Below are 22,130 nucleotides of genomic sequence, written 5' to 3' on the forward strand. Positions count from 1 at the left end.
CCCGGATCCCGCCAAGGCGGGTGGCGCCCGGCACTCATTGCGAGTGTCGGGCGTTTTTCATTCCTGCGCCTGCAGAAACAGCGAGAACAGTTCGGACTGGGACTTGATCCCGAGCTTGCTGTACATGTGCTTGCGGTGGACCTTCACGGTCTCCGCGGAAATCGTCAGTTTGCGGGCGATTTCCTTGTTCGAACAACCGCTGAGCATCAGCCGGCCGACCTCCATCTCACGCGCGGACAGAGGCGAACTCAGCTGCCGGGTGGCCGACTCCAGGCGGCTTTGCCAGCTGGGTGGCAGCTCCGGGGTTTCTTTCACCTCCCGCTCGAACACCAGGCGTTGCCGCATCAGGGCGCCGACCCAGGGTTGGATCAGGCCGAGCAAGGCAATGTGCTCCAGGCTGAAGCGGCACTGGCTGCCCAGAGACAAGCTGAGAGTCCGCTCAGTATCGAGCTGGACGTTGATGTGTACCTCGTCGGTGACGATGTTGAGGCGGAAATAACGCTGATAATAGTCGGTCTGCTCAAAGCACTCGGGTGCGACATCGTCCAGGCGGAAAAGGCCGCTCTGCGGTGCCTCGCGGTTGGCGAGATAGAAGGGGTCGAGCAGGTACAGACCCTTGAGATAGTCCTGAAACAGCGAATCCATCCCACCGTCCTCGCCGGGAGATTCCGCCAGTACCTGCGGCCTTCCCGAACTGAAGATCAGCACCACCCAGTTGTCCACGGGCACGTAACGACCGAGCAAACGCACCAGCGCCGTCCAGAAATTGGGTCGGTCCAGCGTTTCGATCAACCGGCCAACCGCGTCATGCCAAGCCACGTCCTGCAACGTCAGATTCATGTTGCTACCCATTGAGGGGTACCCCATCGATGTCATTTCTTGCCGCTGCGCGGCGCCCCATACTCTGCCCAGCCCTGGCGGGTGCTGTTGGCAGATTGGGACCTTGATTAACCTGTGCAAGGAACAAAGATGAAGATTGAATTGGTGCAGCTGGCTGGCCGTGACGGCGATACAGTTTATAACCTGGGACGTACCTTGAAGGCCATCGCTTCCTGCGCGGCTGATACGGATCTGTTGGTCTTCCCGGAAACCCACCTGACGGGATTCGTCGATAGCGAGCAATTGCCGAGCGTTGCCGAACCCCTGGACGGCCCGACCTTGCACGCCATCGAGCAGGTGGTGCGCGAGCGTAATGTCTCGGTGGTAGTCGGCATCGCCGAGAATGATGATGGCATCTTTTACAATACCTCCGTGCTGGTGACGCCCGAAGGTATCGCCTTGCGCTACCGCAAGACCCACCTGTGGCCCTCGGAGCGCGGGGTGTTTTGCCCGGGAGACCGCTATGTCACGGCGCTGTGGAAGGGCGTGCGAGTCGGCATCCTGATCTGCTATGACATCGAGCTGCCGGAAAGCAGCCGTGCCCTGGCCCAGTTGGGCGCCGAACTGATCATCGTCACCAACGGCAACATGGACCCTTACGGCCCGGTCCATCGCACCGCAATCATGGCTCGCGCTCAGGAGAACCAGGCGTTTGCCGTCATGGTGAATCGAGTGGGGGAAGGCGATGACGGCCTGGTGTTCGCCGGCGGCAGTGCGGCGATCGACCCGTTTGGTCGGGTGTTGTTTGAAGCCGGGCGCGAAGAGTGTCGGCAGGTGGTCCATCTGGATCTCGACCAGCTCAAGACCGCCCGCCGCGATTACGACTACCTCGGCGACCGCCGTTTGTTCCTGGCTGGCGAACAGGTCGAACACCCGGACGGTCGCCGTGAACTGCTGATTCCCTGATCCGCGCCAGTCGTTTCAGACAACGACAGGTCTTCGATCGTGTCGATGCCGGTCCTGCCATAACAATCCATAAAATAGCAGGCGCAGCGCTTATCCACGGACATGCCGCTACCGCCCTGGAGTATCCAGATGATTCCGATCCGTTGTTTGCAACTGGCCCTGGCCTCAGTCTTCAGTTTCAGTCTCGCCCAAGCCGACGCCGCCGAGGCCCAGGTGAATATCTACAACTGGTACGACTTCATCGCCCCGGATGCGACGAAAAACTTCCAGAAGGAGACGGGCATCCGGGCAATGTATGACGTGTTCGACAACAGCGATGTCATGCAGAGCAAACTCATGGCCGGTCGCAGCGGCTACGACGTCGTGGTTGCCACCGGCGACCTGCTGCCGAACCTGATCAAGGCCGGAGTGCTCAAAGAGCTGGATCAGTCGCAATTGTCCAATTGGCCTCATCTCGATCCGGAGATCCTCGCCAAATTGCACAGCAATGATCCGGGGAATCGCTATGCGGCTCCGTACATGTGGGGGACCACCGGGATTGGCTATGACGAGGACAAGGTAGCGTCGATCCTCGGCCCCGACGCGCCGGTGAACTCTTGGGACTTGATCTTCAAGGAGGAGAACCTGGCCAGGTTGAGCCAGTGCGGCGTGGCCATGCTGGACGCGCCCGGCGAGATCATCCCGATCGCGTTGCATTACCTCGGACTACCTCACAACAGCCAGAACCCCGAGGACTACCGCAAGGCCGAGGCGCTGCTGCTGAAGCTGCGTCCGCACATCCGTTACTTCGACTCATCCAAATTCATCACCGACCTGGCCAACGGCAACGTCTGTGTGGTGCTGGGTTGGGCGGGGGGAGTCCAGGACGCCAAAACATCGTCAGAGTTTGCCGGCAATGGTCGCAAGATTCGCTACAGCATCCCCCGTGAAGGTGCACCGGTGTGGGTGGAAAGCATGGTGTTGCTCAACGATGCGCCCAATCCGAAGCAAGGGTTGGCGTTCATCAACTACATGTTGCGCCCGGAAGTCATCGCTCAGTCGTCCAACTACCTGAACTACCCAAATGCCAACAAGGATTCCAGGTCGCTGGTCGAGGAGAAAATTCGCAACAACCCTGCCATTTACCCGACCAAGGAGGTCTTGGACACTCTGTTCCCTCTCGAGCCATTGCCGCTGAAACTGGAACGTGTACGTACCCGAGTGTGGAGCAAGGTCAAGAGCGGCAGTTGATCGGGCAGGTAGGGCATCCTGGCTTCCAGGGGGTAAGCCGGTTTAGCGGGTCACGCCGTATTACCCTTTACGCGGTGCTTCGACAGGCGGCGTACCGTCGTGAAACAGCTGCTTGAGCTGCGTGCGCAGTTCCGCCGAATCGCTATGTTTATGCGCAGCCACCGCATGCTGTACGGCTGCCTCGAGCAGTTCGTTTTCGGAGTCTGCCGATAGCGCGACCGAACAATTGATATCGCTCGGAAATTCGCGGCAATCGATGTATTTGCGAGTCATGGTGGTTTCCTCTGGTGAAGGCAGGCTGCGCAGCCTGGGCGAGCGAGCACTGGATACGCTACGCGGGTACGTCGGGTACGACGGCGTGGCGCATCGAGTGAGTTTCGGTACTTGAAGTATATGCCAGGGGAGGAAGCGGTTGATTTGAGCCGACCCGAGGGTACTTGGCGCGATAACCCGCGCCGTGCAAGGATGGCTGGAGAGATTCGCGCTTGCCGGGGTGCCTGCCATGGCCACCACTGAAGTTTCGCCACGCCTGACCAGCAGGCGTCTGCGGGCCTTGCACACAGACGGTTTTGTCCTGTTGCCCAAGGTGCTGAATGGGGTGCAGATGGAAAGCCTGCGCAATGCTATTGATCACCTCAAGCCTCAACACTGGGACTACAGCGGCCTGCTCGAGCATTACGCCTGCGTGTTCAATCGCGATCCGCTGTGGCTGCCGTTTCTCGACCTGCCCGGGATCATCGAGTTGGCCGAAGCGGCCCTCGGCGACGATTGCCACCTGATCGGCCAGACAGCCTGGCGCAGTCACCCTGGCTTCACCGGCCTGGCACTGCACCTGGATTATCTGGTGATGGAGCTGCCCCCCGACCTGTTGGCCGATCCGGGTTTCCAGTTGCCGATGCAGATCTGCACCGTTCACCTCTACCTGGATGATATCGACGCCGACCTGTGCCCGACCCGCGTGATCCCCGGCAGCCACCGCGCCGGCCGCGCGCCGGTTGTCGGCGAAACCCAGTGGCAAGGTCGGGCAGCTCAACCGGTGTTGTGCCAGGCCGGCGACGCCCTGATGTTTCGCAGCGAACTATGGCACGCCGGCAGCAACAACCGGACCCCGGACCGCAGCCGCTACCTGTTGCAGGTGCACTATGGCCGGCGAATGGTGGCGCAGAAATTCTCGCCGTACCTGCACTGGCGCTTCAATCCTGAAGTGCTGGCCGCCGCCACACCGCGTCAGTTGCGGCTGCTGGGCGATCATCTGGAGGCTGAATACGATTGAATTGCCGGGCAAGCCCTATCGATTTTCGGGTAGGGCTCAGGACGCTCGCTGGCGAATGAACGTGCGCATGGTTTCGCCCTGTCTGGTGCGGAACTCTGTGGGTCTGTCGCAGCCTTCGTCGCCAGCAATGAAAACGAAATGATCATCTTCGAGGGTGTAACTGGCGGGCAGCTGTTTTCCTTGGTCCGCACCCATCGAATCGATCCAGGTAATGGATTTTGGCGTGGTGGACGCATCGAGGGTAAAACTGCCGGCCAGCAGCACAGCACCTTCAGGGGCGACCACTGTGAATTGGTTGCCTGTTATGGTGGTCAACGCGCCAGGTGCGCCATGTTCATCCGGCGGGTTCAAGACGCCGCTGTCTTCCAGGGCGATTTGTTCCCAAGGGCCTTGTAGCGCTTGCAGGTCGATTTCGTTGCGGGTGTCGTCCTGACGGTTGAAAAAGCCAGACATCTCAATTCCTTTTATTGACGTGACGCGCTGCGATACAGGCCGTCGTCCGGACTGGAAAATACCTCACTGGCGCCGACGATAGCTACCCGTCCCTGCGGGCAGCGCTCATCGCGCCGGTCAATGGGTCAGTGGACGCTAGACGTAAGGCTGACCACTGAACCCTCTAGGCAGGCGTTGCTGGCCTGGCATATCGGTGAGTCTTTGTATCCAGGATACGCGCCAGTCAACCGCTGCGTGAGGGATCTTGGCTTTGCGTGCGGCCCTGCGTGCTGCGTTGCGGCTGTCTTTTTGAGCATTCTTGAAGGCGTCGGTGTTGCGGCAGCTGCGGCATTTGACCCGCGCAAATTCAGTGGTTGAACTGAGGTTGTCGCCATGGTGGCCGCAGGCTAGATGCCCGGCGGTCCTGTAGTGGGTGACCATCTGTGAATCTCCTTCGCAGTGAGTGCGGTGCAGGGATTCGCAGCCTGGTTAACGATTGAAAAGGGCCGAAAGCCCACGGTTGGTCGCGATCCCGTTCAATGTTTAGACACCGGCGTATGGGGCACGTTCGCCGCCAGGTTGCGAGGGGTGTTTTCTTCAATACAGGGGGCACGGCACTCTTTTAACTTGAACCCTGGAATAACCCCTACTGATCTGAAGAAGGTGTGCAATGAGCTTGATTGTTTCCATGGCCGCGTTTGCGCTGGCGTCCTCGATTACCCCTGGGCCGGTCAATATCGTCGCCTTGAGTTCGGGCGCGCAATTCGGCTTTCGCGCCAGCCTGCGGCATGTGGCCGGCGCGACCCTCGGGTTCGTGCTGTTGTTGGTACTGATGGGCCTGGGCCTGCATGAAGTGCTGCTGCTCTGGCCGTCGCTGACCCGGGTGGTGCAACTGGCTGGGGTGGCGTTTCTGTTGTTCATGGCCTTCAAACTGGCGGTCGACAATGGTCAACTGAATACGGACGGCACGGGCAGGGCGCCATCGATGTTCTACGGTGCGCTCATGCAATGGCTCAACCCCAAAGCCTGGCTCGCCTGCGTGGCGGGGATGGGCGCGTTCGCGGCGAATGGCGAGGCATCGCTGATCTGGACGTTTGCCGCGGTGTATCTGGTGGTCTGCTACGTGTCGGTGGGGTGCTGGGCTTATGCCGGGACTTTTCTGCGGCACTATCTGGGTAATCCCAAGGGCATGCGTTTGTTCAATCGGTTGATGGCGTTGCTGCTGGCGGCGAGTGCGGTTTATTTGGTGTTGCCGTAGGCAGAGAAGGCCCTGCGAAGGGTATTCAAAAGTCGCACGCTGACCCCTGTGGGAGCGAGCTTGCTCGCGATGATCGTTAACGATAACGCGTGTTTTCTGAATGAACGCGCCGCCCTTGAGTCCATCGCGAGCAATCGAGCGTCGACCGGCTGCTCCTACAGAGATCGCGGGTGACGCTTAGCCCCGATACTGCCCCGGCGTCGCGGCCAGATGCTGTTTGAAGGCTCGCTGAAAATGCGCCTGATCGGCAAACCCGGCCTCCAGCGCGACATCGGCAATCAACTTGCCGCTGCGCAGTTGCGCCCGGGCGAACTGGATGCGGCGGTTGACCAGGTACGCATGGGGCGTCATGCCGTAGTGCTGTTTGAAGGCGCGGATCAGGTAGGACGCCGACAGCTCTGCCGCTTCGCAGATGTCTTCGAGCTTCAGGGCCGAGGTGCAGTGGTCGTCAATGTAGGCTGCGGCCCGTTCCAGCTTGAGGTTGACTTCGCGACCGGGGAGTTCTGCCGGGTTGAGCCTTTGCTGCAGTTCGGAAAAAAACGCCACCGTGGCCCTGTGTTTGTGCCGTGTTTCGAGCTGTTCGTCGATCAGTACCTCATACAGCCGGTTCAACTCTGCATACAGGCGGGCATCGGTGCTGTGGGTGGTGGAAAAGGCCCGGAAACCCAGCTCCGGGCTGAAACCCAACCGGTGCTGAAGCTCGGTCAGCCACGGCGTGTCGACGTAGAACATGCGATAAGACCAGGGTTGATCGTCGATCGGGTTGCAGGCGTGGACTTCGCCGGGGTTCATCAGCACCACCGTGCCGGCACCAACCCGCAGCTGGCTGCTTTCATGGAGATAGGTGCTGTGCCCGGCGGTGATTGCGCCGATGGAAAAATGCTCGTGGGAATGCCGGGCATAGCAGACCTCACGACCGTCCGCGATGGAGCGTGCCTCGATGAACGGCAGCCCCGGGTCACGCCAGAAACGTGGCGCCTTGTCGGCATCTTTCGTAAGGTTTCGGGTCATCTCAGGCGTCCATCGGCAGGCCGGTTCTGGAGTGTATTAGCTCTGGCCGGCAAAGGCTTGCTGGAGTGTGGCGATATCGAGTTTTTTCATCTGCAACAGGGCTTGCATGACCCGTTGCGACTTTGTAGATAGAACCCGGCAGCGGCCTCGGCCTGATAGTCGAACCACAGGCATGGGGTGATCTTTTGAATGCGTTGCATGGCGGTTCTCCTCTTCCGGTAGGCACGCTGAAATAAAGCGTAGCCCGCCGAGAGTCGTCTGGCCGTGCCGTAGATCGACAAAGGCCGCTTCGCTCCTGAGTGAAAAAAGCCGCGCGGATGAGGCGGTCTTTGCATGACCGGTGGTCGATGAAGGTGGCCTGCGCTGCAAAGTGCGCTTAGCTGTATGGATAACCCAATGCGCGCGTAGACCGGAAAAGGTCACAGCGACGCAGCTCAAGGACCACGTGGGTCCTGCGATCGGCAGAAGGCGCTAGTCATGCTTACCCTGAATATCAACGCCAACGAGCAGCAATTCGACGTCGCCGATGACATGTCATTGCTCTGGGTGCTGCGCGACGTTGCGCACTTGACCTGCACCAGGTTGGGCTGTGGCATGGCGCAATGCGGTGCCTGCCGGTCAACGCCTGCGCGAATTGCCATTGCAACTGGCGGGGGTGTGGGATGAAAAGACACCTGTTTCTCGGGTCGATAATGTTAATCGGCCTGGGCGGCTATGCCCCGGACCTGTTTGCCGTCAACGAGGCGGCGTTGGCAGCCTTTACCACGGTGCAGAAAGCCTGCCAGAGCCCGCGCTGCCAGCACGGCCACATCCCCGGCGATGCCGCTATCGACTCTGGGCAGAGGCGGGAGGGCCTTGTCCGTTAGATCAAGGCCTGGAGACGACCCAGCTTAGTGTGAGAGATATCGAGAAATAGTGTGCACTGGTCAAAGGAACATACATGCCAAGGGAGTGCGTGATGCTGACCCCAATCAAACCTGTCAATGAGAGTACCCGCGTAAAGACTTTACGCTCGTTGAATGTCCTCGACACCGCTCCGGAGGAGCGCTTCGACCGCCTGACCCGTTTGGCCAGGCGCCTGTTCAATGTGCCGATCGCCTTGGTCAGTCTGGTGGACGCAGACCGGCAGTGGTTCAAGTCCTGTGATGGGCTGGCTGCCAGTGAGACTGGGCGTGATATTTCTTTTTGCGGCCATGCGATCCTTGAGAACCACATCCTGATGGTGTCGGATGCGCAGCACGATGAGCGCTTCCATGACAACCCGCTGGTAGTCGGCGATCCAGGCGTTCGTTTTTATGCAGGCTGCCCGCTGACCGCCGCCAATGGCAGCACACTCGGCACCTTGTGCTTGATCGACACCAAACCCCGCCAACTGGACGACGAAGAGCGCGAGCTGCTGCGTGAGCTGGCGCGCATGGCTGAGCAGGAGTTGGCGGCAGTGCAGGTGGCGAGCATGGATGAACTGACGCTGCTGTCCAATCGCCGTGGTTTCGAGGCCCTGGCCCAACACGGGTTGAGCGCCTGTAAACGGTTGAAAAAACCGGCGACGCTGCTATTTTTTTATCTCGACGACTTCAGGCAGATCAACGACCTGTACGGCCATGCCGAGAGTGATCACGCGCTTAAAACCTTCGCTGACGTGCTTCGCATCGCATTTCGTGAAAGTGATGTGATCGGCCGTTTGGATGGGGATGAATTCGTGGCGTTGCTGACCGGCTCCCATCTCGTGGAAACTTCGGTAATCATGGCGCGCCTGCAAAAGATTCTGGATGAGCGTAACTCGACCTTGCAGCGCGGCTACGCCATCCGCTTCAGCGTCGGCCAGATCGAATATGACCCGCAGCGTCACGAATCGATCGAGGGTCTGCTGGCCGATGCCGACTGGGCGATACACACCCATAAGCAAGTGTTCGGAAAAGGTTAATACTTCATCCTCGGGCTTACTTGGCGAACAGCTGATCGATGTCCTTGAATGCCTTGAACTCCAAGGCGTTGCCGCACGGGTCGAAGAGGAACATGGTGGCCTGTTCGCCGACCTGGCCCTTGAAGCGGATACCGGGCTCGATCACGAACCGGGTATCGAGGGACTTCAGCCGTTCGGCCAAGGCCTGCCATTCATCCATTGCCAACACCACCCCAAAATGCGGGACGGGGACATCGTGCCCGTCCACGGCATTGGTGTGGGCGGATTCCTGCGCGGTGGTTTTGGGGTGTGCATGGATGACCAGTTGATGGCCGAAGAAATTGAAGTCGACCCACTGCTCGCTCGAACGGCCTTCCTCCAGGCCGAACACCTCACCATAGAAACGCCGTGCGGCAGGTAGATCGAACACCGGAATGGCCAGGTGAAAGGGAGAAATTCGCATCGGGATCAAGCCTCGTTCGCTGGGAGTCGGACTGATTCTAGCCTTGTGGTTTTCGATTAAAAGACGATAATTTTCGCTTCCAGCTCAAATTATTTCGATCAATCGAGGGGCGGCGATGCTTCGGGAACTGAAAACCTTCATTGCCGTGACGCGCTACGGCACCTTTGCCGCGGCGGGCATGCACATCGGCCTGACCCAGTCGGCGATCAGCGCGCAGATTCGCAATCTGGAGCAGGCGCTGGGCATTCGTCTGTTCGATCGTACCGGGCGCCAGGCGATCCTCAATGCGGCCGGGCAGCGCGCCTTGCCGATGGCCAGGGAAATCCTCGAGACCTTCAACCGCATGGCGGTCAGCGATGACGTCAGCGAATTTCGCGGCGAGTTGAAGATCGGCGCGGTGGCCACGGCCCAGACCGGTCTGTTGCCCCAGGCATTATTGCGCTTGCGTCAACAGGCGCCGAAGCTCGAACCCAAGCTGGTGCCCGGCGTGTCGCTCAATCTGTTGAGTCAGGTGGACACTGGCGAAGTCGATCTGGCGATCCTGATCAAACCGCCGTTCGAGCTGCCCAAGGAGTTGACTGCCCAGCTCATTCGCCAGGAGCCTTTCGTGCTGATCGTGCCCCCGCACCTGGAGGGTGGGGACCCGCTGCAACTGCTCGCCGAACAACCCCATGTGCGCTATGACCGAACCTCGTTCGGCGGGCGACTGGTGACGCGTTTCCTGCGGGAACAGCAGATCGAGGTGCAGGTTGCACTGGAACTGGATGAGCTGGAAGCCATTGTGAAAATGGTCGAAAGCGGCCTGGGTGTCGCGCTGATTCCCCAAGCCGGTCTCTGGCTCGAATATGGCGCGAAAGTCAGGATCATCCCGTTGGGGGAACTGACGTTCTACCGCGAGATCGTGCTGCTGGTGCGGCATGGCCAGCGTAATCAACCGATTCAGCAGTTGTTTGCACGGTGTTTGCTGGATGAGGAATAAACGACGACGCGGACCGTAGCAGCTGCCGAGCCTGCGAGGCTGCGTTCGGCTGCGCAGCAGTCGCAATACCCGGCACTGCGGTGTGTCAGGTTGACCGAGGGTGCAGGTTCTACGACCGCTGCGCGGCCGAACGCAGGCTTCGCCAGCTGCTACGGTCCGCGTTGTCGCTTCAAAGGACGTCTTCGCGGACAATCCCAACCCCACATGAATCTCATAAAAAAACCCGCCAATTGGCGGGTTTTTTCACAGCAGGGGCATCACTCTTCGAGGTTGCCCATGGCGGTGGTGTTGAAGCCGCCGTCTACATACATGATTTCGCCGCTGATGCCGGACGCCAGGTCCGAGCACAGGAAGGCGCCGGCGTTGCCGACTTCGTCGATGGTGACATTACGACGCAGCGGGGTTTGCGCTTCGTTGGCGGCCAGCATCTTGCGGAAGTTCTTGATGCCGGAAGCGGCGAGGGTGCGGATCGGGCCAGCCGATACGCAGTTGACGCGGGTGCCGTCCGGGCCCAGGGAGCCGGCCAGGTAACGCACGCCAGCTTCCAGCGAAGCCTTGGCCATGCCCATGACGTTGTAGTTCGGCATGGTGCGCTCGGCGCCCAGGTACGACAGGGTCAGCAGGCTGCCGTTGCGGCCTTTCATCATTTCGCGGCCAGCCTTGGCCAGGGCCACGAAGCTGTAGGCGCTGATGTCGTGAGCGATGCGGAAACCTTCACGGGTGGTGGCTTCGGTGAAGTCGCCGTCCAGTTGGTCGCCCGGGGCGAAGCCGACGGAGTGCACGATGCAATCCAGGCCGTCCCATTTCTTGCTCAACGCTTCGAAGACCTTGGCGATTTCTTCATCGCTGGCCACGTCGCACGGGAAGCACAGTTCAGGGCTCGAACCCCAGCCTTGTGCGAACTCTTCGACACGACCCTTGAGCTTGTCGTTCTGATAAGTGAAGGCAAGCTCAGCGCCCTCGCGATGCATGGCGGCAGCGATGCCGGATGCGATGGACAGCTTGCTGGCGACACCGACGATCAGTACGCGCTTACCGGCGAGAAAACCCATGTGTTGCTCCTCTCTTCAGGTTATTCGACAGCTGTTGGGGCCAGGAAAGCGGCCTCCAGCAGCTGCTGTGTATAGGGATGTTGCGGTGCGGCAAAAATACTTTGCGCGTCACCCTGTTCGACCACTTGGCCCTGCTTGACCACCATCAGCTGGTGGCTGAGTGCTTTGACTACCGCCAGGTCATGGCTGATAAACAAATACGTCAGGTTGTACTTGGTTTGCAGCTTGCGCAGCAGTTCCACCACCTGGCGCTGGACTGTCCGGTCGAGCGCCGAAGTGGGCTCGTCCAGCAGAATCAACGCCGGTTTTAGCACTAATGCCCGGGCAATGGCGATTCTTTGCCGTTGCCCGCCAGAGAACTCGTGGGGGTAGCGGTTCCGGGTTTCCGGGTCCAGGCCTACTTCCACCAGTGCCGCGATAATCGCTTGTTCCTGCTCTGCCTCCGTGCCCATCTTATGGATCCGCAGCCCTTCACCGACAATCTGGCTCACGCACATCCGTGGGCTGAGGCTGCCGAAGGGGTCCTGAAAGACCACCTGCATTTGCCGTCGCAACGGCCGAACCTGCTGCTGCGTCAGGCAGTCTAGCTGCTTGCCCTCGAAACGGATCGCCCCTTTGCTGCCGATCAACCGCAAGATCGCCAGGCCCAGGGTGGATTTGCCGGAACCGCTTTCACCGACGATCCCCAGGGTCTGGCCCTGGGGCAGGCTGAAATTGATGCCATCCACCGCTTTTACGTAATCGACGGTGCTGCGCAGAAAACCTTTCTTGATCGGGAACCAGACTTTCAGGTCCTCGACTTCCAGCAACGGCGCACCGGCCACAGTGTTCGCCGGGTTGCCGCGAGGCTCCGCAGCCAGCAGTTCCCGAGTGTAAGGATGCTTCGGCGCGCGGAACAACTCTTCGCACGATGCCTGTTCGACGATGCAACCGCGCTGCATGACACATACACGATGTGCAATTCTTTGCACAAGGTTCAAATCGTGGCTGATGAGCAGCAATGCCATACCCAGACGCGCCTGCAATTCCTTGAGCAGTTCGAGGATTTTCAGCTGAACGGTCACGTCCAGGGCGGTGGTCGGTTCGTCGGCAATCAGCAGTTCCGGCTCGTTGGCCAGGGCCATGGCGATCATCACGCGCTGGCGCTGGCCACCGGACAATTCATGGGGCAGGGCCTTGAGGCGTTTGTGCGGTTCGGGGATACCGACCAGTTCGAGCAATTCCAGGGTGCGTTTGGTCGCGACCTTGCCGATCAAGCCTTTGTGCAGGCCGAGCACTTCATTGATCTGTTTCTCGATCGAATGCAGCGGGTTCAGCGAGGTCATTGGCTCCTGGAAGATCATCGCGATCCGGTTGCCGCGGATGTGGCGGATGGTTTTCTCTCTGAGGCTCAACAAATCCTGGTTGGCATACAGGATGGCGCCGGTAGGGTGGTGTGCCAGGGGATAGGGCAGCAGGCGCAGGATCGAATGGGCGGTCACCGATTTGCCTGAACCGCTTTCGCCCACCAGGGCCAGGGTTTCACCACGCTTGATTTTGAAGCTGACGTTTTCGACCACCCGTTGACGGCGCTCACCGACGATAAATTCGACGGAGAGGTCGCGGACTTCGATCAGAGTGTGCTGATTCATTTTACTTCCTCGGGTCGAAAGCATCGCGAGCGGACTCGCCGATAAATACCAGCAGGCTCAACATGATTGCCAGCACGGCGAAGGCACTCATGCCCAGCCACGGCGCTTGCAGGTTGGATTTGCCCTGGGCCACCAGTTCGCCGAGGGACGGCGCGCCGGGCGGCAGGCCGAAACCGAGGAAATCCAGGGCGGTGAGGGTGCCGATGGCGCCGGTGAGGATGAATGGCATGAACGTCATGGTCGAGACCATGGCGTTGGGCAGAATGTGCCGGAACATGATCGCGCCGTTCTGCATGCCCAGCGCTCGGGCGGCGCGCACGTATTCGAGGTTGCGCCCGCGCAGGAACTCGGCGCGCACCACGTCGACCAGGCTCATCCAGGAGAACAGCAGCATGATGCCCAGCAGCCACCAGAAGTTTGGCTGCACGAAGCTGGCGAGAATGATCAGCAAATACAGGACGGGCAGCCCGGACCAGATCTCCAGGAAGCGCTGCCCGGCCAGATCGACCCAGCCGCCATAGAAACCCTGCAAGGCCCCGGCGATCACCCCGATGATCGAGCTGAGGATGGTCAGGGTCAGGGCGAACAGCACCGAGACCCGAAAGCCGTAGATCACTCGGGCCAGCACATCGCGGCCCTGGTCGTCGGTGCCCAGCCAGTTATCGGCCGAGGGTGGCGCGGGGGCCGGGACTTTCAGGTCGTAGTTGATGCTCTGGTAGCTGTAGGGGATCGCTGCCCAGAGGATCCAGGCGTCCTTGGCCTTCAGCAGTTCGCGGATGTACGGGCTCTTGTAGTTGGCTTCCAGCGGGAACTCTCCGCCGAAGGCGGTTTCCGGGTAGCGCTTGAGCGCCGGGAAATACCAGTCACCGTCGTAATGCACCGCCAGCGGTTTGTCGTTGGCGATCAGCTCCGCGCCCAGGCTTGCGCCGAACAGGATCAGAAACAGCCACAGTGACCACCAGCCCCGCTTGTTGGCTTTGAACAATTCGAAGCGGCGGCGATTGAGGGGGGAAAGCGTCATCTCAATGCTCCCGGCTTTCGAAGTCGATGCGCGGATCGACCAGGGTGTAGGTGAGGTCGCCGATCAGTTTCACCACCAGCCCCAGCAACGTGAAGATGAACAGCGTGCCGAACACTACCGGGTAGTCGCGGTTGATCGCCGCTTCGAAACTCATCAGGCCCAGGCCATCGAGGGAGAAGATCACTTCCACCAGCAAGGAACCGGTGAAGAAGATGCCGATGAAGGCCGAGGGGAAACCGGCGATCACCAGCAGCATGGCGTTGCGGAACACGTGTCCATAGAGCACTCGACGATGGGTCAGGCCTTTGGCCTTGGCGGTGATCACGTACTGTTTGTTGATCTCGTCGAGGAAGCTGTTTTTGGTCAGCAGGGTCATGGTCGCGAAGTTACCGATCACCAGGGCCGTCACCGGCAGTGCCAGGTGCCAGAAGTAATCGAGGATCTTGCCGCTCCAGCTCAGCTCGTCGAAGTTGTTCGAGGTCAGGCCGCGTAACGGAAACCAGTCAAGGTAACTGCCGCCGGCGAACACCACGATCAGCAGGATGGCGAACAGGAACGCCGGGATCGCGTAGCCGACAATGATCGCCGAGCTGGTCCAGACGTCGAAATGGCTGCCGTGCCGCGTGGCTTTGGCGATCCCCAGCGGGATCGACACCATGTACATGATCAGCGTGCTCCAGAGCCCGAGGGAAATGGACACCGGCATTTTTTCCTTGATCAGGTCGATGACCTTGGCGTCGCGAAAGAAACTGTCGCCAAAATCCAGGCTGGCGTAGTTCTTGATCATGATCCACAAGCGTTCCGGCGCCGATTTATCGAAGCCATACATTTGCTCGATTTCTTTGACCAGTGCCGGGTCCAGGCCCTGGGCGCCACGGTAGCTGGGGCCGGCCACCGAGACTTCGGCGCCGCCGCCGGCGATGCGGCTGGTGGCGCCTTCGAAACCCTCGAGCTTGGCGATCATCTGCTCCACCGGGCCGCCGGGGGCGGCCTGGATGATCAGAAAGTTGATCAGCAAAATGCCGAACAGGGTCGGGATAATCAGCAGCAATCGCCGAAAGATATACGCCAGCATCTTATTGCTCCACGCCTGCGGGTTCGGCTTGCACCTGGGTCTGGATTTCTACCGCCGGCGCGGCGTCGGGCTTGATCCACCAGGTGGAAATGCCAACGTCGTTGGTAGGGGAGACTTTCGGGTGACCGATATGATTCCAGTACGCCACGCGCCAGGTCTTGATGTGCCAGTTGGGGATCACGTAGTAGCCCCACTGCAACACCCGGTCGAGGGCGCGGGCGTGGGCCACGAGGTTCTTGCGCGAATCGGCATTGATCAGCTGTTCGACGAGCTGGTCGATGGCCGGGTCTTTCAGACCGATATAGTTACGGCTGCCAGGTTTGTCGGCGCTTTCCGATTTCCAGAATTCGCGCTGTTCGTTACCCGGTGAACTGGACTGCGGGAAGCTGCCGACGACCATATCGAAGTCCCGCGAGCGCAGGCGATTGATGTATTGGGAGACGTCGACGCGACGGATCACCAGCTCGATCCCCAAGTCACTCAGGTTGCGCTTGAATGGCAGCAGCACACGTTCGAATTCGGTCTGGGCCAACAGGAACTCGATGGTCACCGGTTTGCCGGTGGCGTCGACCATCTTGTCATCGACAATCCGCCAGCCGGCTTCCTGCAGCAGCTGATAGGCCTTGCGCTGCTGGGCGCGGATCATGCCGCTGGCATCGGTCTTCGATGGCTGGAAGGCTTCGGTGAGCGCCTGCTCGGGGATTTTTCCGCGCAGCGGTTCGAGTATCGCCAGTTGCTCCGGGTCCGGCAGGCCGGTGGCGGCCATTTCCGAGTTCTCGAAGTAGCTGCGGGTGCGCGCATAGGCGCCGTTGAACAGTTGCTTGTTGGTCCACTCGAAGTCCAGCAACAGACTCAAGGCTTCCCGCACCCGCACATCCTCGAACACCGGGCGGCGCAGGTTGAAAACGAAGCCTTGCATGCCGGTGGGGTTGCCGTTGGGGATCTGTTCCTTGATCAGCCGGCCTTCGGCCACCGCCGGAGTGTTGTAGGCGTTGGCCCAGTTCTTCGCCGCCATCTCCATCCAGTAGTCGAACTGACCGGCCTTGAGGGCTTCCAGCGCGACGGTGTTGTCGCGGTAGTAGTCGATGGTCATGGCGTCGAAATTGTATTGGCCGCGATTGACCGGCAGGTCCTTGCCCCAATAGTCCTTGACCCGCTCGTAGCGAATCGAGCGCCCGGCCTTGACCGAGCTGACTTTGTAAGGACCGCTGCCCAGCGGCATCTCAAGGTTGCCTTTAGTGAAATCGCGACTCTCCCACCAGTGTTTGGGCAGTACCGCCAGTTGCCCGAGGATCAGCGGCAACTCGCGGTTGTTGGTGTGCTTGAACTTGAACAGCACCCGCAGCGGGTCTTCGGCGATCACTTCTTCGACGTCGCCGTAGTACCCGCGGTACAGCGGCGCGCCACTCTTGATCAGGGTCTGGAAGCTGAACACCACGTCGTCGGCACGCACCGGGTGGCCGTCGTGGAAACGGGCTTCGGGGCGCAGGTAAAAGCGCACCCAGCTGTTATCCGGGGCCTTTTCGATTTTTTCGGCAATCAGCCCGTATTCGGTAAAGGGTTCGTCCAGGCTCTGTTTGGCCAGGGTGTCATAGATCAGATTGATATCGTCGGCCGGTACGCCCTTGTTGATGAACGGGTTGAGGCTGTCGAAGCCACCGAAACCGGCCTGGCGGAAGGTGCCGCCCTTGGGCGCATCCGGGTTGACGTAATCGAAATATTTGAAGTCGGCCGAGTATTTAGGCGGCTCGTTATACAACGTCAGGGCATGTTGCGGGGCGGCTTGGGCGGCACACGCAAGTCCCGTGAACAACAGGCCGCAGGCCCGCAGGAGCAGGGCACGCAAAGGCATCATTGGGCTTTCTCCGAAGACTTCAGCCACCACGCGCTCAGACCCAGGGCGTAGGGCGGCGTGGTGACGAAGGCGAACCGGTTGCGGTACGCCAGACGATGATAGTTGATATACCAGTTGGGAACGATGTAGTGCTGCCACAGCAGTACCCGGTCCAGGGCCTTGCCGGCGGCCAGTTGTTCGTCGCGGGTTTTCGCCGCGAGCAACTGTTCGAGCAGATGATCGACCACCGGGTTGGCGACGCCAGCGTAATTCTTGCTGCCCTTGACCCCGACCTGGCTGGAGTGGAAGTACTGCCATTGCTCCAGGCCAGGGCTGAGGGTTTGATCGAGGGTCATCAGGATCATGTCGAAATCGAACTGGTCGAGACGCTGTTTGTACTGGGCGCGATCTACCGTGCGCAGGTGCGCATCGATGCCGATGCTGGCGAGGTTCTCGGCGTAGGGTTGCAGCAGCCGTTCCAGATTGGGATTGACCAGCAGGATTTCGAAGCGCAGGGGCTGGCCGGCGCTGTTCTGCAGGCGCTGGCCATTGAGCTTCCAGCCGGCTTCGGCCAGCAGTCCGAGGGCCCGGCGCAGGGTGGCTCGCGGAATGCCTCGACCCTCGGTCCGCGGCAGGCTGAAGGCCTCGGTAAACAGGTTGGCCGGCAACTGGCTGCGGTACGGTGAGAGCAGCAGCCATTCATGGCCGATCGGAACCCCGGTGGCGGCAAACTCGCTGTTGGGGTAGTAACTCATGGCGCGTTTATAGGCGCCGCTGAACAGCGTGCGGTTGGTCCACTCGAAATCGAACATCATGCCCAATGCTTCGCGCACCTTGATGTCGGCGAAGGTGCCGCGGCGGCTGTTCATGAACAGGCCCTGGGTCTGGGTTGGAATCTGATGGGCGATCTGTGCCTTGATCACCTCGCCACGACGAACCGCCGGGAAGTTGTAGCCATTGGCCCAGTTTTTGGCCTGGTGCTCGATATAGATGTCGAACTCGCCGGCCTTGAACGCTTCGAAGGCCACATCACTGTCGCGATAGAACTCCACCTCGACCCGGTCGAAGTTGTACTTGCCGCGATTGACCGGCAACGCCTTGCCCCAGTAGTCCTTGACCCGCTCGAACACCAGCTGGCGTCCCGGTTGCACCGCAGTGATGCGGTACGGCCCACTGCCCAGTGGCGGTTCGAAGGTGGTGGCCTTGAAGTCGCGACCTTTCCAGTAATGCCGGGGCAGGACCGGCAGCTCGCCCAGACGCAGGATCAGCAGCGGGTTGCCGGCACGTTTGAACACGAAGCGAATGCGTTGCGGGTTGAGCACGTCGACCCGCAGGACTTCCTGAAGGTTGGTCCGGTATTGCGGGTGTCCTTCCTTGAGCAGCAGACGGTAGGAAAACGCCACGTCGTAGGCGGTGATCGGCGTGCCATCGTGAAAGCGTGCTTCGGGGCGCAGGTTGAACACTACCCAGCTGCGGTCTTCGCTGTATTCCACCGATTGCGCGATCAGGCCATAGCTGGCAGTCGGCTCATCACCGGAAGGGGCGTATTGGCCGGTGCCGACCATCAGGGTTTCATTCAGCTCGTTGACGCCGTATTGCAGGAAGTTGGACGTCGAAACCGGGCTGGACCCCTTGAAAGTATAGGGATTGAGCGTATCGAAGGTGCCAAATGCCATGACCCGCAAGGTACCGCCTTTTGGCGCTTGCGGGTTGACCCAATCGAAATGGGTGAATTTGGCTGGGTACTTGAGCGTGCCGAACTGCGCATAACCGTGGCTTTCGCTGATTGTTGCGCTTGCGGGAAAGCTCAAGGCCAGACTGATTAGGAGCAGGAGGAGGGGACGCATCAAGTCAGAGATCCGATCCGGGCGGCTTGGGCTTTGTGATCGGTACAGTAACAGCTTGTATCGACAGGAAAAAGGTTATGCACCAAAGCACCTGGAGTACCTCAAAAAGATCGCAGCCTGCGGCAGCTCCTACGCGCCGACCGAATACACCCGGGATGTTGGGGGTGTACGCAAATCCCTGTAGGAGCTGCCGAAGGCTGCGATCTTTTCGGTCCCATCAACTCAATGCGGCGCAGAAACCGTCAGCATCTGCCCCGGCTTGAGTGCCTGGCCGGTGCGTGGGTTCCAGCGCTTGAGGTGTTGCATCTCGACATTGAAGCGCTTGGCGACCATGTACAGCGAATCCCCTCGCTTGACCTTGTACTGGGTCGACTTTTTGTTGCTGGCAACGCTGTTGCCTTTGCCTTTGCCAGTGTCCTGCATGACCAGGGTCTGGCCGGCTTTCAAGTTCTTGCCGGTCAGTTTGTTCCAGCGTTGCAGGTCCTTGACGTCGACCTTGTTGGCCTTGGCGATCAGCGTCAGGTTGTCTCCGCGTTTTACCCGGTAGCTGCGCTTCAACCTGGGGGATTCGTCGCTGGCCACGTCATCGAACACCGGCTTGAGCGAGCGCTTGCTGATCAGTTCTTCCGGTTTCATGGTCGACAGGCTGGTGGTCAGCAGCTGTGCCTTGGACGTCGGCACCAGTAGATGCTGGGGGCCGTCGATGGTGGTGCGTTGCTTGAAGGCCGGGTTGAGCTGGAACAACTCGTCTTCGTCGATGTTGGCCACGGCGGCGACACGGGACAAGTCCATGCGCTGGTTGATTTCGACGACTTCGAAATAGGGCTCGTTGGCGATCGGGTTCAGGTTCACGCCATACGCTTGCGGCGCCAGCACCACTTGGGACAGGGCCAGCAACTTGGGGACGTAAGCCTGGGTCTCGGCAGGCAGCGGCAGGTTCCAGTAATCGGTGGGCAAACCGAGTTTTTCGTTACGCTCGATGGCCCGGCTGACAGTGCCTTCGCCAGCGTTATAGGCCGCCAGCGCCAGCATCCAGTCGCCGTTGAACATGTCGTGCAGGCGGGTCAGGTAATCCAGCGCCGCGGTGGTCGAGGCGGTGATGTCGCGCCGGCCATCGTAGAAACGGGTCTGACGCAGGTTGAAGTAACGCCCGGTAGACGGGATGAACTGCCACAGGCCGACGGCATTGGCCCGGGAGTAGGCCATCGGGTTGTAGGCACTTTCAATCACCGGCAGCAGCGCCAGCTCCAGCGGCATGTTGCGTTCTTCGAGGCGTTCGACGATGTAATGAATATAAAGGCTGCCACGCTCACCGGCGTTTTCCAGGAACGACGGGTTGCTGGCGAACCACAGGCGCTGCTGTTCGATGCGCGGGTTGACGCCGAGCCCATCTTGTAACTGGAAGCCCAGACGCATGCGCTCCCAGACATCCTGAGGCACTTGCGGGGTGGGTTTTTCGCTGAGCCAGATAGGCTTTTGTTTGACCCGGTGGGAAAGATTCGGGACATGCGCCGCGTCGGTTTGCGGGGCATAACTGGTGCTTTGGCAGCCCGCCAGTGTGGCGGACACAGCCACCGCGATGGCTTGAGCCAGGCGGGTCAATGCGTCTGAAGTGATGGCTTTACTAATAAATGACGACATTGGCTGGAAGTAAGTTCCGGGCAAAAATGTCGGGCGATTCTAGAAAGCACTCGAGGTGCGGTCAACCATTCAGAATTTTTGTGTCAACAGTAGTACGTCTAGAATTTATCTTTCCAAGCCCTCAAGGCAGCAAAAACCGCACTGGGACAACGGTTATCGAGGCCATTCCGTTCGTCCGCTTTTTGTTTAACAGATGTTTCGCCAGTGCGCAGGAACGGGTTGGTGAGCTTTTCCAGGGCCAGGGTCGAGGGCAGGCTCATGTGGCCGTCTTCGCGCAGTTGAGTGACGTTCGCCAGCCGTTCGGTGATGTGAGGATTGTTCGGCTCGACCGCCTGGGCAAAACGCAGATTGCTCAGGGTGTATTCGTGGGTGCAATACACCAGGGTGTCTTCAGGCAAGGCTGCCAGTTGGCTCAACGAGTGGTGCATTTGCTCGGGCGTGCCTTCGAACAGCCGCCCGCAGCCGGCTGCGAAGAGCGTGTCGCCGCAGAACAGCAGCCCATGATGGTAATACGCAATATGCCCCAGGGTATGGCCGGGGACGGCGATTACTTTCATTTCGCAGCCGAGTACACTGATGCTGTCATTGTCGTGCAGCGCCACATCGCGGCCCGGGATGTTTTCGCTTGCCGGCCCGTAGACCCTGGCGCCAGTCCTTTGCTTGAGCTGCTCGACGCCGCCGACGTGATCATGGTGATGGTGCGTGACCAGAATGTCGCTCAGGGTCCACTCGGGATGTTGCTCGAGCCACGCCTGCACTGGCGCGGCATCGCCCGGATCGACCACGGCGCAGCACTGGGTGCGGTGATCCTGTAACAACCAGATGTAGTTATCGGTGAAGGCAGGCAGGGCACTGATCTGTATCATCGTTGGATTCGCCAAGCAGGAAACAATGGCGCATCTTAGAACTTCTTGGCGAGTTGGAGAATGCAATGACCGATAAAGCGTTCGCTCAGGCTGATCCTGACTGGCTGGCATTGATCGGCGCGGCCCGTGAATGGCTGGCCGGTCCCATCGGACAATTTTTGCTGGACGAAGAGCGGCGCATGCTCGAAGACGAGCTTGGACGGTTCTTTGGCGGCTACCTGGTGCATTACGGGCCCTCGGCCGAAACGCCGCCAGCGGCGCCCCAGGTGCAGCGCAATGTCCGGCTTGGCGCGCCGTTGCCTGGTGTGGAAATCGTTTGCGAGGAGCAGGCCTGGCCCCTTAGCGAGCATGCCGCCGACGTGGTGGTATTGCAGCACGGGCTGGATTTCTGCCTCTCACCCCATGGCTTGCTTCGTGAAGCGGCCAGCAGTGTGCGCCCCGGCGGACATTTGCTGATTGTCGGCATCAACCCCTGGAGTAGCTGGGGCTTGCGCCATGTGTTCGCCCATGACGCGCTGCGCAAGGCTCGCTGCATTTCGCCTTCACGGGTCGGTGACTGGTTGAACCTGCTGGGCTTTGCGCTGGAGAAACGCCGCTTCGGATGCTATCGTCCGCCGCTCGCGTCCCCTGCGTGGCAGGCCCGTCTGGCGGGTTGGGAACGCAAGGCCGGTGACTGGCAATTGTCCGGTGGCGGCTTCTATTTACTGGTCGCGCGCAAGATCGTGGTCGGCTTGAGGCCGGTGCGTCAGGTTCGCCGCGAACCGATGGGCAAGCTGATTCCGTTGCCGATGGCCAAGGTCAATCGTCGCGACATCGAGCCGTAAAACAC

22 protein-coding genes and 2 pseudogenes are annotated in these 22,130 nt (G+C 60.1%); 9 read left to right on the forward strand and 15 right to left on the reverse strand.

Going from position 1 to position 22,130, the window contains the following annotated elements:
* Nucleotides 1–57: 57 nt before the first annotated feature.
* A complete protein-coding gene (locus F8N85_RS06695; protein WP_150802866.1) occupies nt 58–840 on the reverse strand; it encodes a helix-turn-helix transcriptional regulator in 783 nt (260 codons plus the stop codon).
* Nucleotides 841–969: 129 nt separating this feature from the next.
* Here F8N85_RS06695 and F8N85_RS06700 point away from each other — a divergent pair, with 129 nt between their 5' ends.
* Together F8N85_RS06700 and F8N85_RS06705 are read left to right on the forward strand one after the other, a co-directional pair.
* Nucleotides 970–1,785 (forward strand): carbon-nitrogen hydrolase family protein, encoded by an 816-nt coding sequence (locus F8N85_RS06700; protein ID WP_150802867.1) that lies wholly within the window; start codon nt 970–972, stop codon nt 1,783–1,785.
* 129 nt (nt 1,786–1,914) lie between these two features.
* Nucleotides 1,915–3,015 (forward strand): polyamine ABC transporter substrate-binding protein, encoded by a 1,101-nt coding sequence (locus F8N85_RS06705; protein WP_150802868.1) that lies wholly within the window; start codon nt 1,915–1,917, stop codon nt 3,013–3,015.
* 60 nt (nt 3,016–3,075) lie between these two features.
* Here the strand turns inward: F8N85_RS06705 and F8N85_RS06710 are convergent, their stop codons facing one another.
* Nucleotides 3,076–3,288: a DUF1059 domain-containing protein gene (locus F8N85_RS06710; protein ID WP_150802869.1), complete on the reverse strand. Its 213-nt coding sequence runs from the start codon at nt 3,286–3,288 to the stop codon at nt 3,076–3,078.
* Nucleotides 3,289–3,517: 229 nt separating this feature from the next.
* On the opposite strand from F8N85_RS06710, the gene F8N85_RS06715 reads away from it, so the two are divergent.
* On the forward strand, nt 3,518–4,288 hold the full coding sequence (locus F8N85_RS06715; RefSeq protein WP_150802870.1) for a phytanoyl-CoA dioxygenase family protein: 771 nt from the start codon (nt 3,518–3,520) through the stop codon (nt 4,286–4,288).
* A 36-nt stretch (nt 4,289–4,324) separates the two neighbouring features.
* Here the strand turns inward: F8N85_RS06715 and F8N85_RS06720 are convergent, their stop codons facing one another.
* Nucleotides 4,325–4,741 (reverse strand): TIGR03067 domain-containing protein, encoded by a 417-nt coding sequence (locus F8N85_RS06720; protein ID WP_150802871.1) that lies wholly within the window; start codon nt 4,739–4,741, stop codon nt 4,325–4,327.
* Nucleotides 4,742–4,876: 135 nt separating this feature from the next.
* Complete coding sequence (locus F8N85_RS34870) at nt 4,877–5,161, reverse strand: hypothetical protein (protein ID WP_150802872.1); 285 nt, start codon at nt 5,159–5,161, stop codon at nt 4,877–4,879.
* A gap of 229 nt (nt 5,162–5,390) precedes the next feature.
* Between F8N85_RS34870 and F8N85_RS06730 the strand changes: the two genes are divergently transcribed.
* The gene (locus F8N85_RS06730; RefSeq protein WP_150802873.1) at nt 5,391–5,978 is read left to right on the forward strand and encodes a LysE family translocator; all 588 of its coding nucleotides are present in this window, start codon (nt 5,391–5,393) and stop codon (nt 5,976–5,978) included.
* 177 nt (nt 5,979–6,155) lie between these two features.
* On the opposite strand, the gene F8N85_RS06735 is transcribed toward F8N85_RS06730, so the two are convergent.
* Both F8N85_RS06735 and F8N85_RS34875 read right to left on the reverse strand, forming a co-directional pair.
* A complete protein-coding gene (locus tag F8N85_RS06735; protein ID WP_150802874.1) occupies nt 6,156–6,989 on the reverse strand; it encodes an AraC family transcriptional regulator in 834 nt (277 codons plus the stop codon).
* A gap of 36 nt (nt 6,990–7,025) precedes the next feature.
* Nucleotides 7,026–7,118 (reverse strand): annotated as a pseudogene (locus F8N85_RS34875) (VOC family protein); the annotation flags it as partial.
* A gap of 348 nt (nt 7,119–7,466) precedes the next feature.
* Here F8N85_RS34875 and F8N85_RS06750 point away from each other — a divergent pair.
* The 3 genes and pseudogenes from F8N85_RS06750 to F8N85_RS06760 all read left to right on the forward strand — a co-directional run.
* Nucleotides 7,467–7,604, forward strand: a pseudogene (locus tag F8N85_RS06750) (2Fe-2S iron-sulfur cluster-binding protein); the annotation flags it as partial.
* Between the two features lie 47 nt (nt 7,605–7,651).
* Nucleotides 7,652–7,855, forward strand: coding sequence for a hypothetical protein (locus tag F8N85_RS06755; RefSeq protein ID WP_150802876.1), 204 nt, complete (start codon nt 7,652–7,654; stop codon nt 7,853–7,855).
* A gap of 92 nt (nt 7,856–7,947) precedes the next feature.
* Nucleotides 7,948–8,913: a sensor domain-containing diguanylate cyclase gene (locus F8N85_RS06760; RefSeq protein WP_150802877.1), complete on the forward strand. Its 966-nt coding sequence runs from the start codon at nt 7,948–7,950 to the stop codon at nt 8,911–8,913.
* Nucleotides 8,914–8,929: 16 nt separating this feature from the next.
* On the opposite strand, the gene F8N85_RS06765 is transcribed toward F8N85_RS06760, so the two are convergent.
* A complete protein-coding gene (locus F8N85_RS06765; protein WP_150802878.1) occupies nt 8,930–9,355 on the reverse strand; it encodes a VOC family protein in 426 nt (141 codons plus the stop codon).
* 115 nt (nt 9,356–9,470) lie between these two features.
* On the opposite strand from F8N85_RS06765, the gene F8N85_RS06770 reads away from it, so the two are divergent.
* On the forward strand, nt 9,471–10,334 hold the full coding sequence (locus tag F8N85_RS06770; protein ID WP_150802879.1) for a LysR family transcriptional regulator: 864 nt from the start codon (nt 9,471–9,473) through the stop codon (nt 10,332–10,334).
* Nucleotides 10,335–10,591: 257 nt separating this feature from the next.
* On the opposite strand, the gene fabI is transcribed toward F8N85_RS06770, so the two are convergent.
* The 8 genes from fabI to gloB form a co-directional block, all read right to left on the reverse strand.
* A complete protein-coding gene (fabI, locus tag F8N85_RS06775) occupies nt 10,592–11,386 on the reverse strand; it encodes an enoyl-ACP reductase FabI (RefSeq protein ID WP_150802880.1) in 795 nt (264 codons plus the stop codon).
* Nucleotides 11,387–11,406: 20 nt separating this feature from the next.
* Nucleotides 11,407–13,017, reverse strand: a complete 1,611-nt coding sequence (locus F8N85_RS06780) for an ABC transporter ATP-binding protein (protein WP_150802881.1) — start codon at nt 13,015–13,017, stop codon at nt 11,407–11,409.
* Between the two features lies 1 nt (nt 13,018).
* Nucleotides 13,019–14,038, reverse strand: a complete 1,020-nt coding sequence (locus F8N85_RS06785; RefSeq protein WP_150802882.1) for an ABC transporter permease — start codon at nt 14,036–14,038, stop codon at nt 13,019–13,021.
* A 1-nt stretch (nt 14,039) separates the two neighbouring features.
* A complete protein-coding gene (locus tag F8N85_RS06790; RefSeq protein ID WP_150802883.1) occupies nt 14,040–15,113 on the reverse strand; it encodes a microcin C ABC transporter permease YejB in 1,074 nt (357 codons plus the stop codon).
* A gap of 1 nt (nt 15,114) precedes the next feature.
* The gene (locus tag F8N85_RS06795) at nt 15,115–16,968 is read right to left on the reverse strand and encodes an extracellular solute-binding protein (protein ID WP_150802884.1); all 1,854 of its coding nucleotides are present in this window, start codon (nt 16,966–16,968) and stop codon (nt 15,115–15,117) included.
* Complete coding sequence (locus F8N85_RS06800; RefSeq protein WP_150802885.1) at nt 16,965–18,794, reverse strand: extracellular solute-binding protein; 1,830 nt, start codon at nt 18,792–18,794, stop codon at nt 16,965–16,967. Before F8N85_RS06800 ends, F8N85_RS06795 begins: the two co-directional genes overlap by 4 nt.
* Before the next feature lie 222 nt (nt 18,795–19,016).
* Nucleotides 19,017–20,435, reverse strand: coding sequence for a transglycosylase SLT domain-containing protein (locus F8N85_RS06805; protein ID WP_150802886.1), 1,419 nt, complete (start codon nt 20,433–20,435; stop codon nt 19,017–19,019).
* 98 nt (nt 20,436–20,533) lie between these two features.
* On the reverse strand, nt 20,534–21,301 hold the full coding sequence (gloB, locus tag F8N85_RS06810; protein ID WP_150802887.1) for a hydroxyacylglutathione hydrolase: 768 nt from the start codon (nt 21,299–21,301) through the stop codon (nt 20,534–20,536).
* A gap of 65 nt (nt 21,302–21,366) precedes the next feature.
* Between gloB and F8N85_RS06815 the strand changes: the two genes are divergently transcribed.
* Nucleotides 21,367–22,125: a methyltransferase domain-containing protein gene (locus F8N85_RS06815; RefSeq protein ID WP_150802888.1), complete on the forward strand. Its 759-nt coding sequence runs from the start codon at nt 21,367–21,369 to the stop codon at nt 22,123–22,125.
* The last annotated feature ends 5 nt before the right edge of the window (nt 22,126–22,130 follow it).

The sequence above is a fragment of the Pseudomonas fluorescens genome (assembly GCF_902497875.1).
Taxonomy (GTDB): domain Bacteria; phylum Pseudomonadota; class Gammaproteobacteria; order Pseudomonadales; family Pseudomonadaceae; genus Aquipseudomonas; species Aquipseudomonas fluorescens_BR.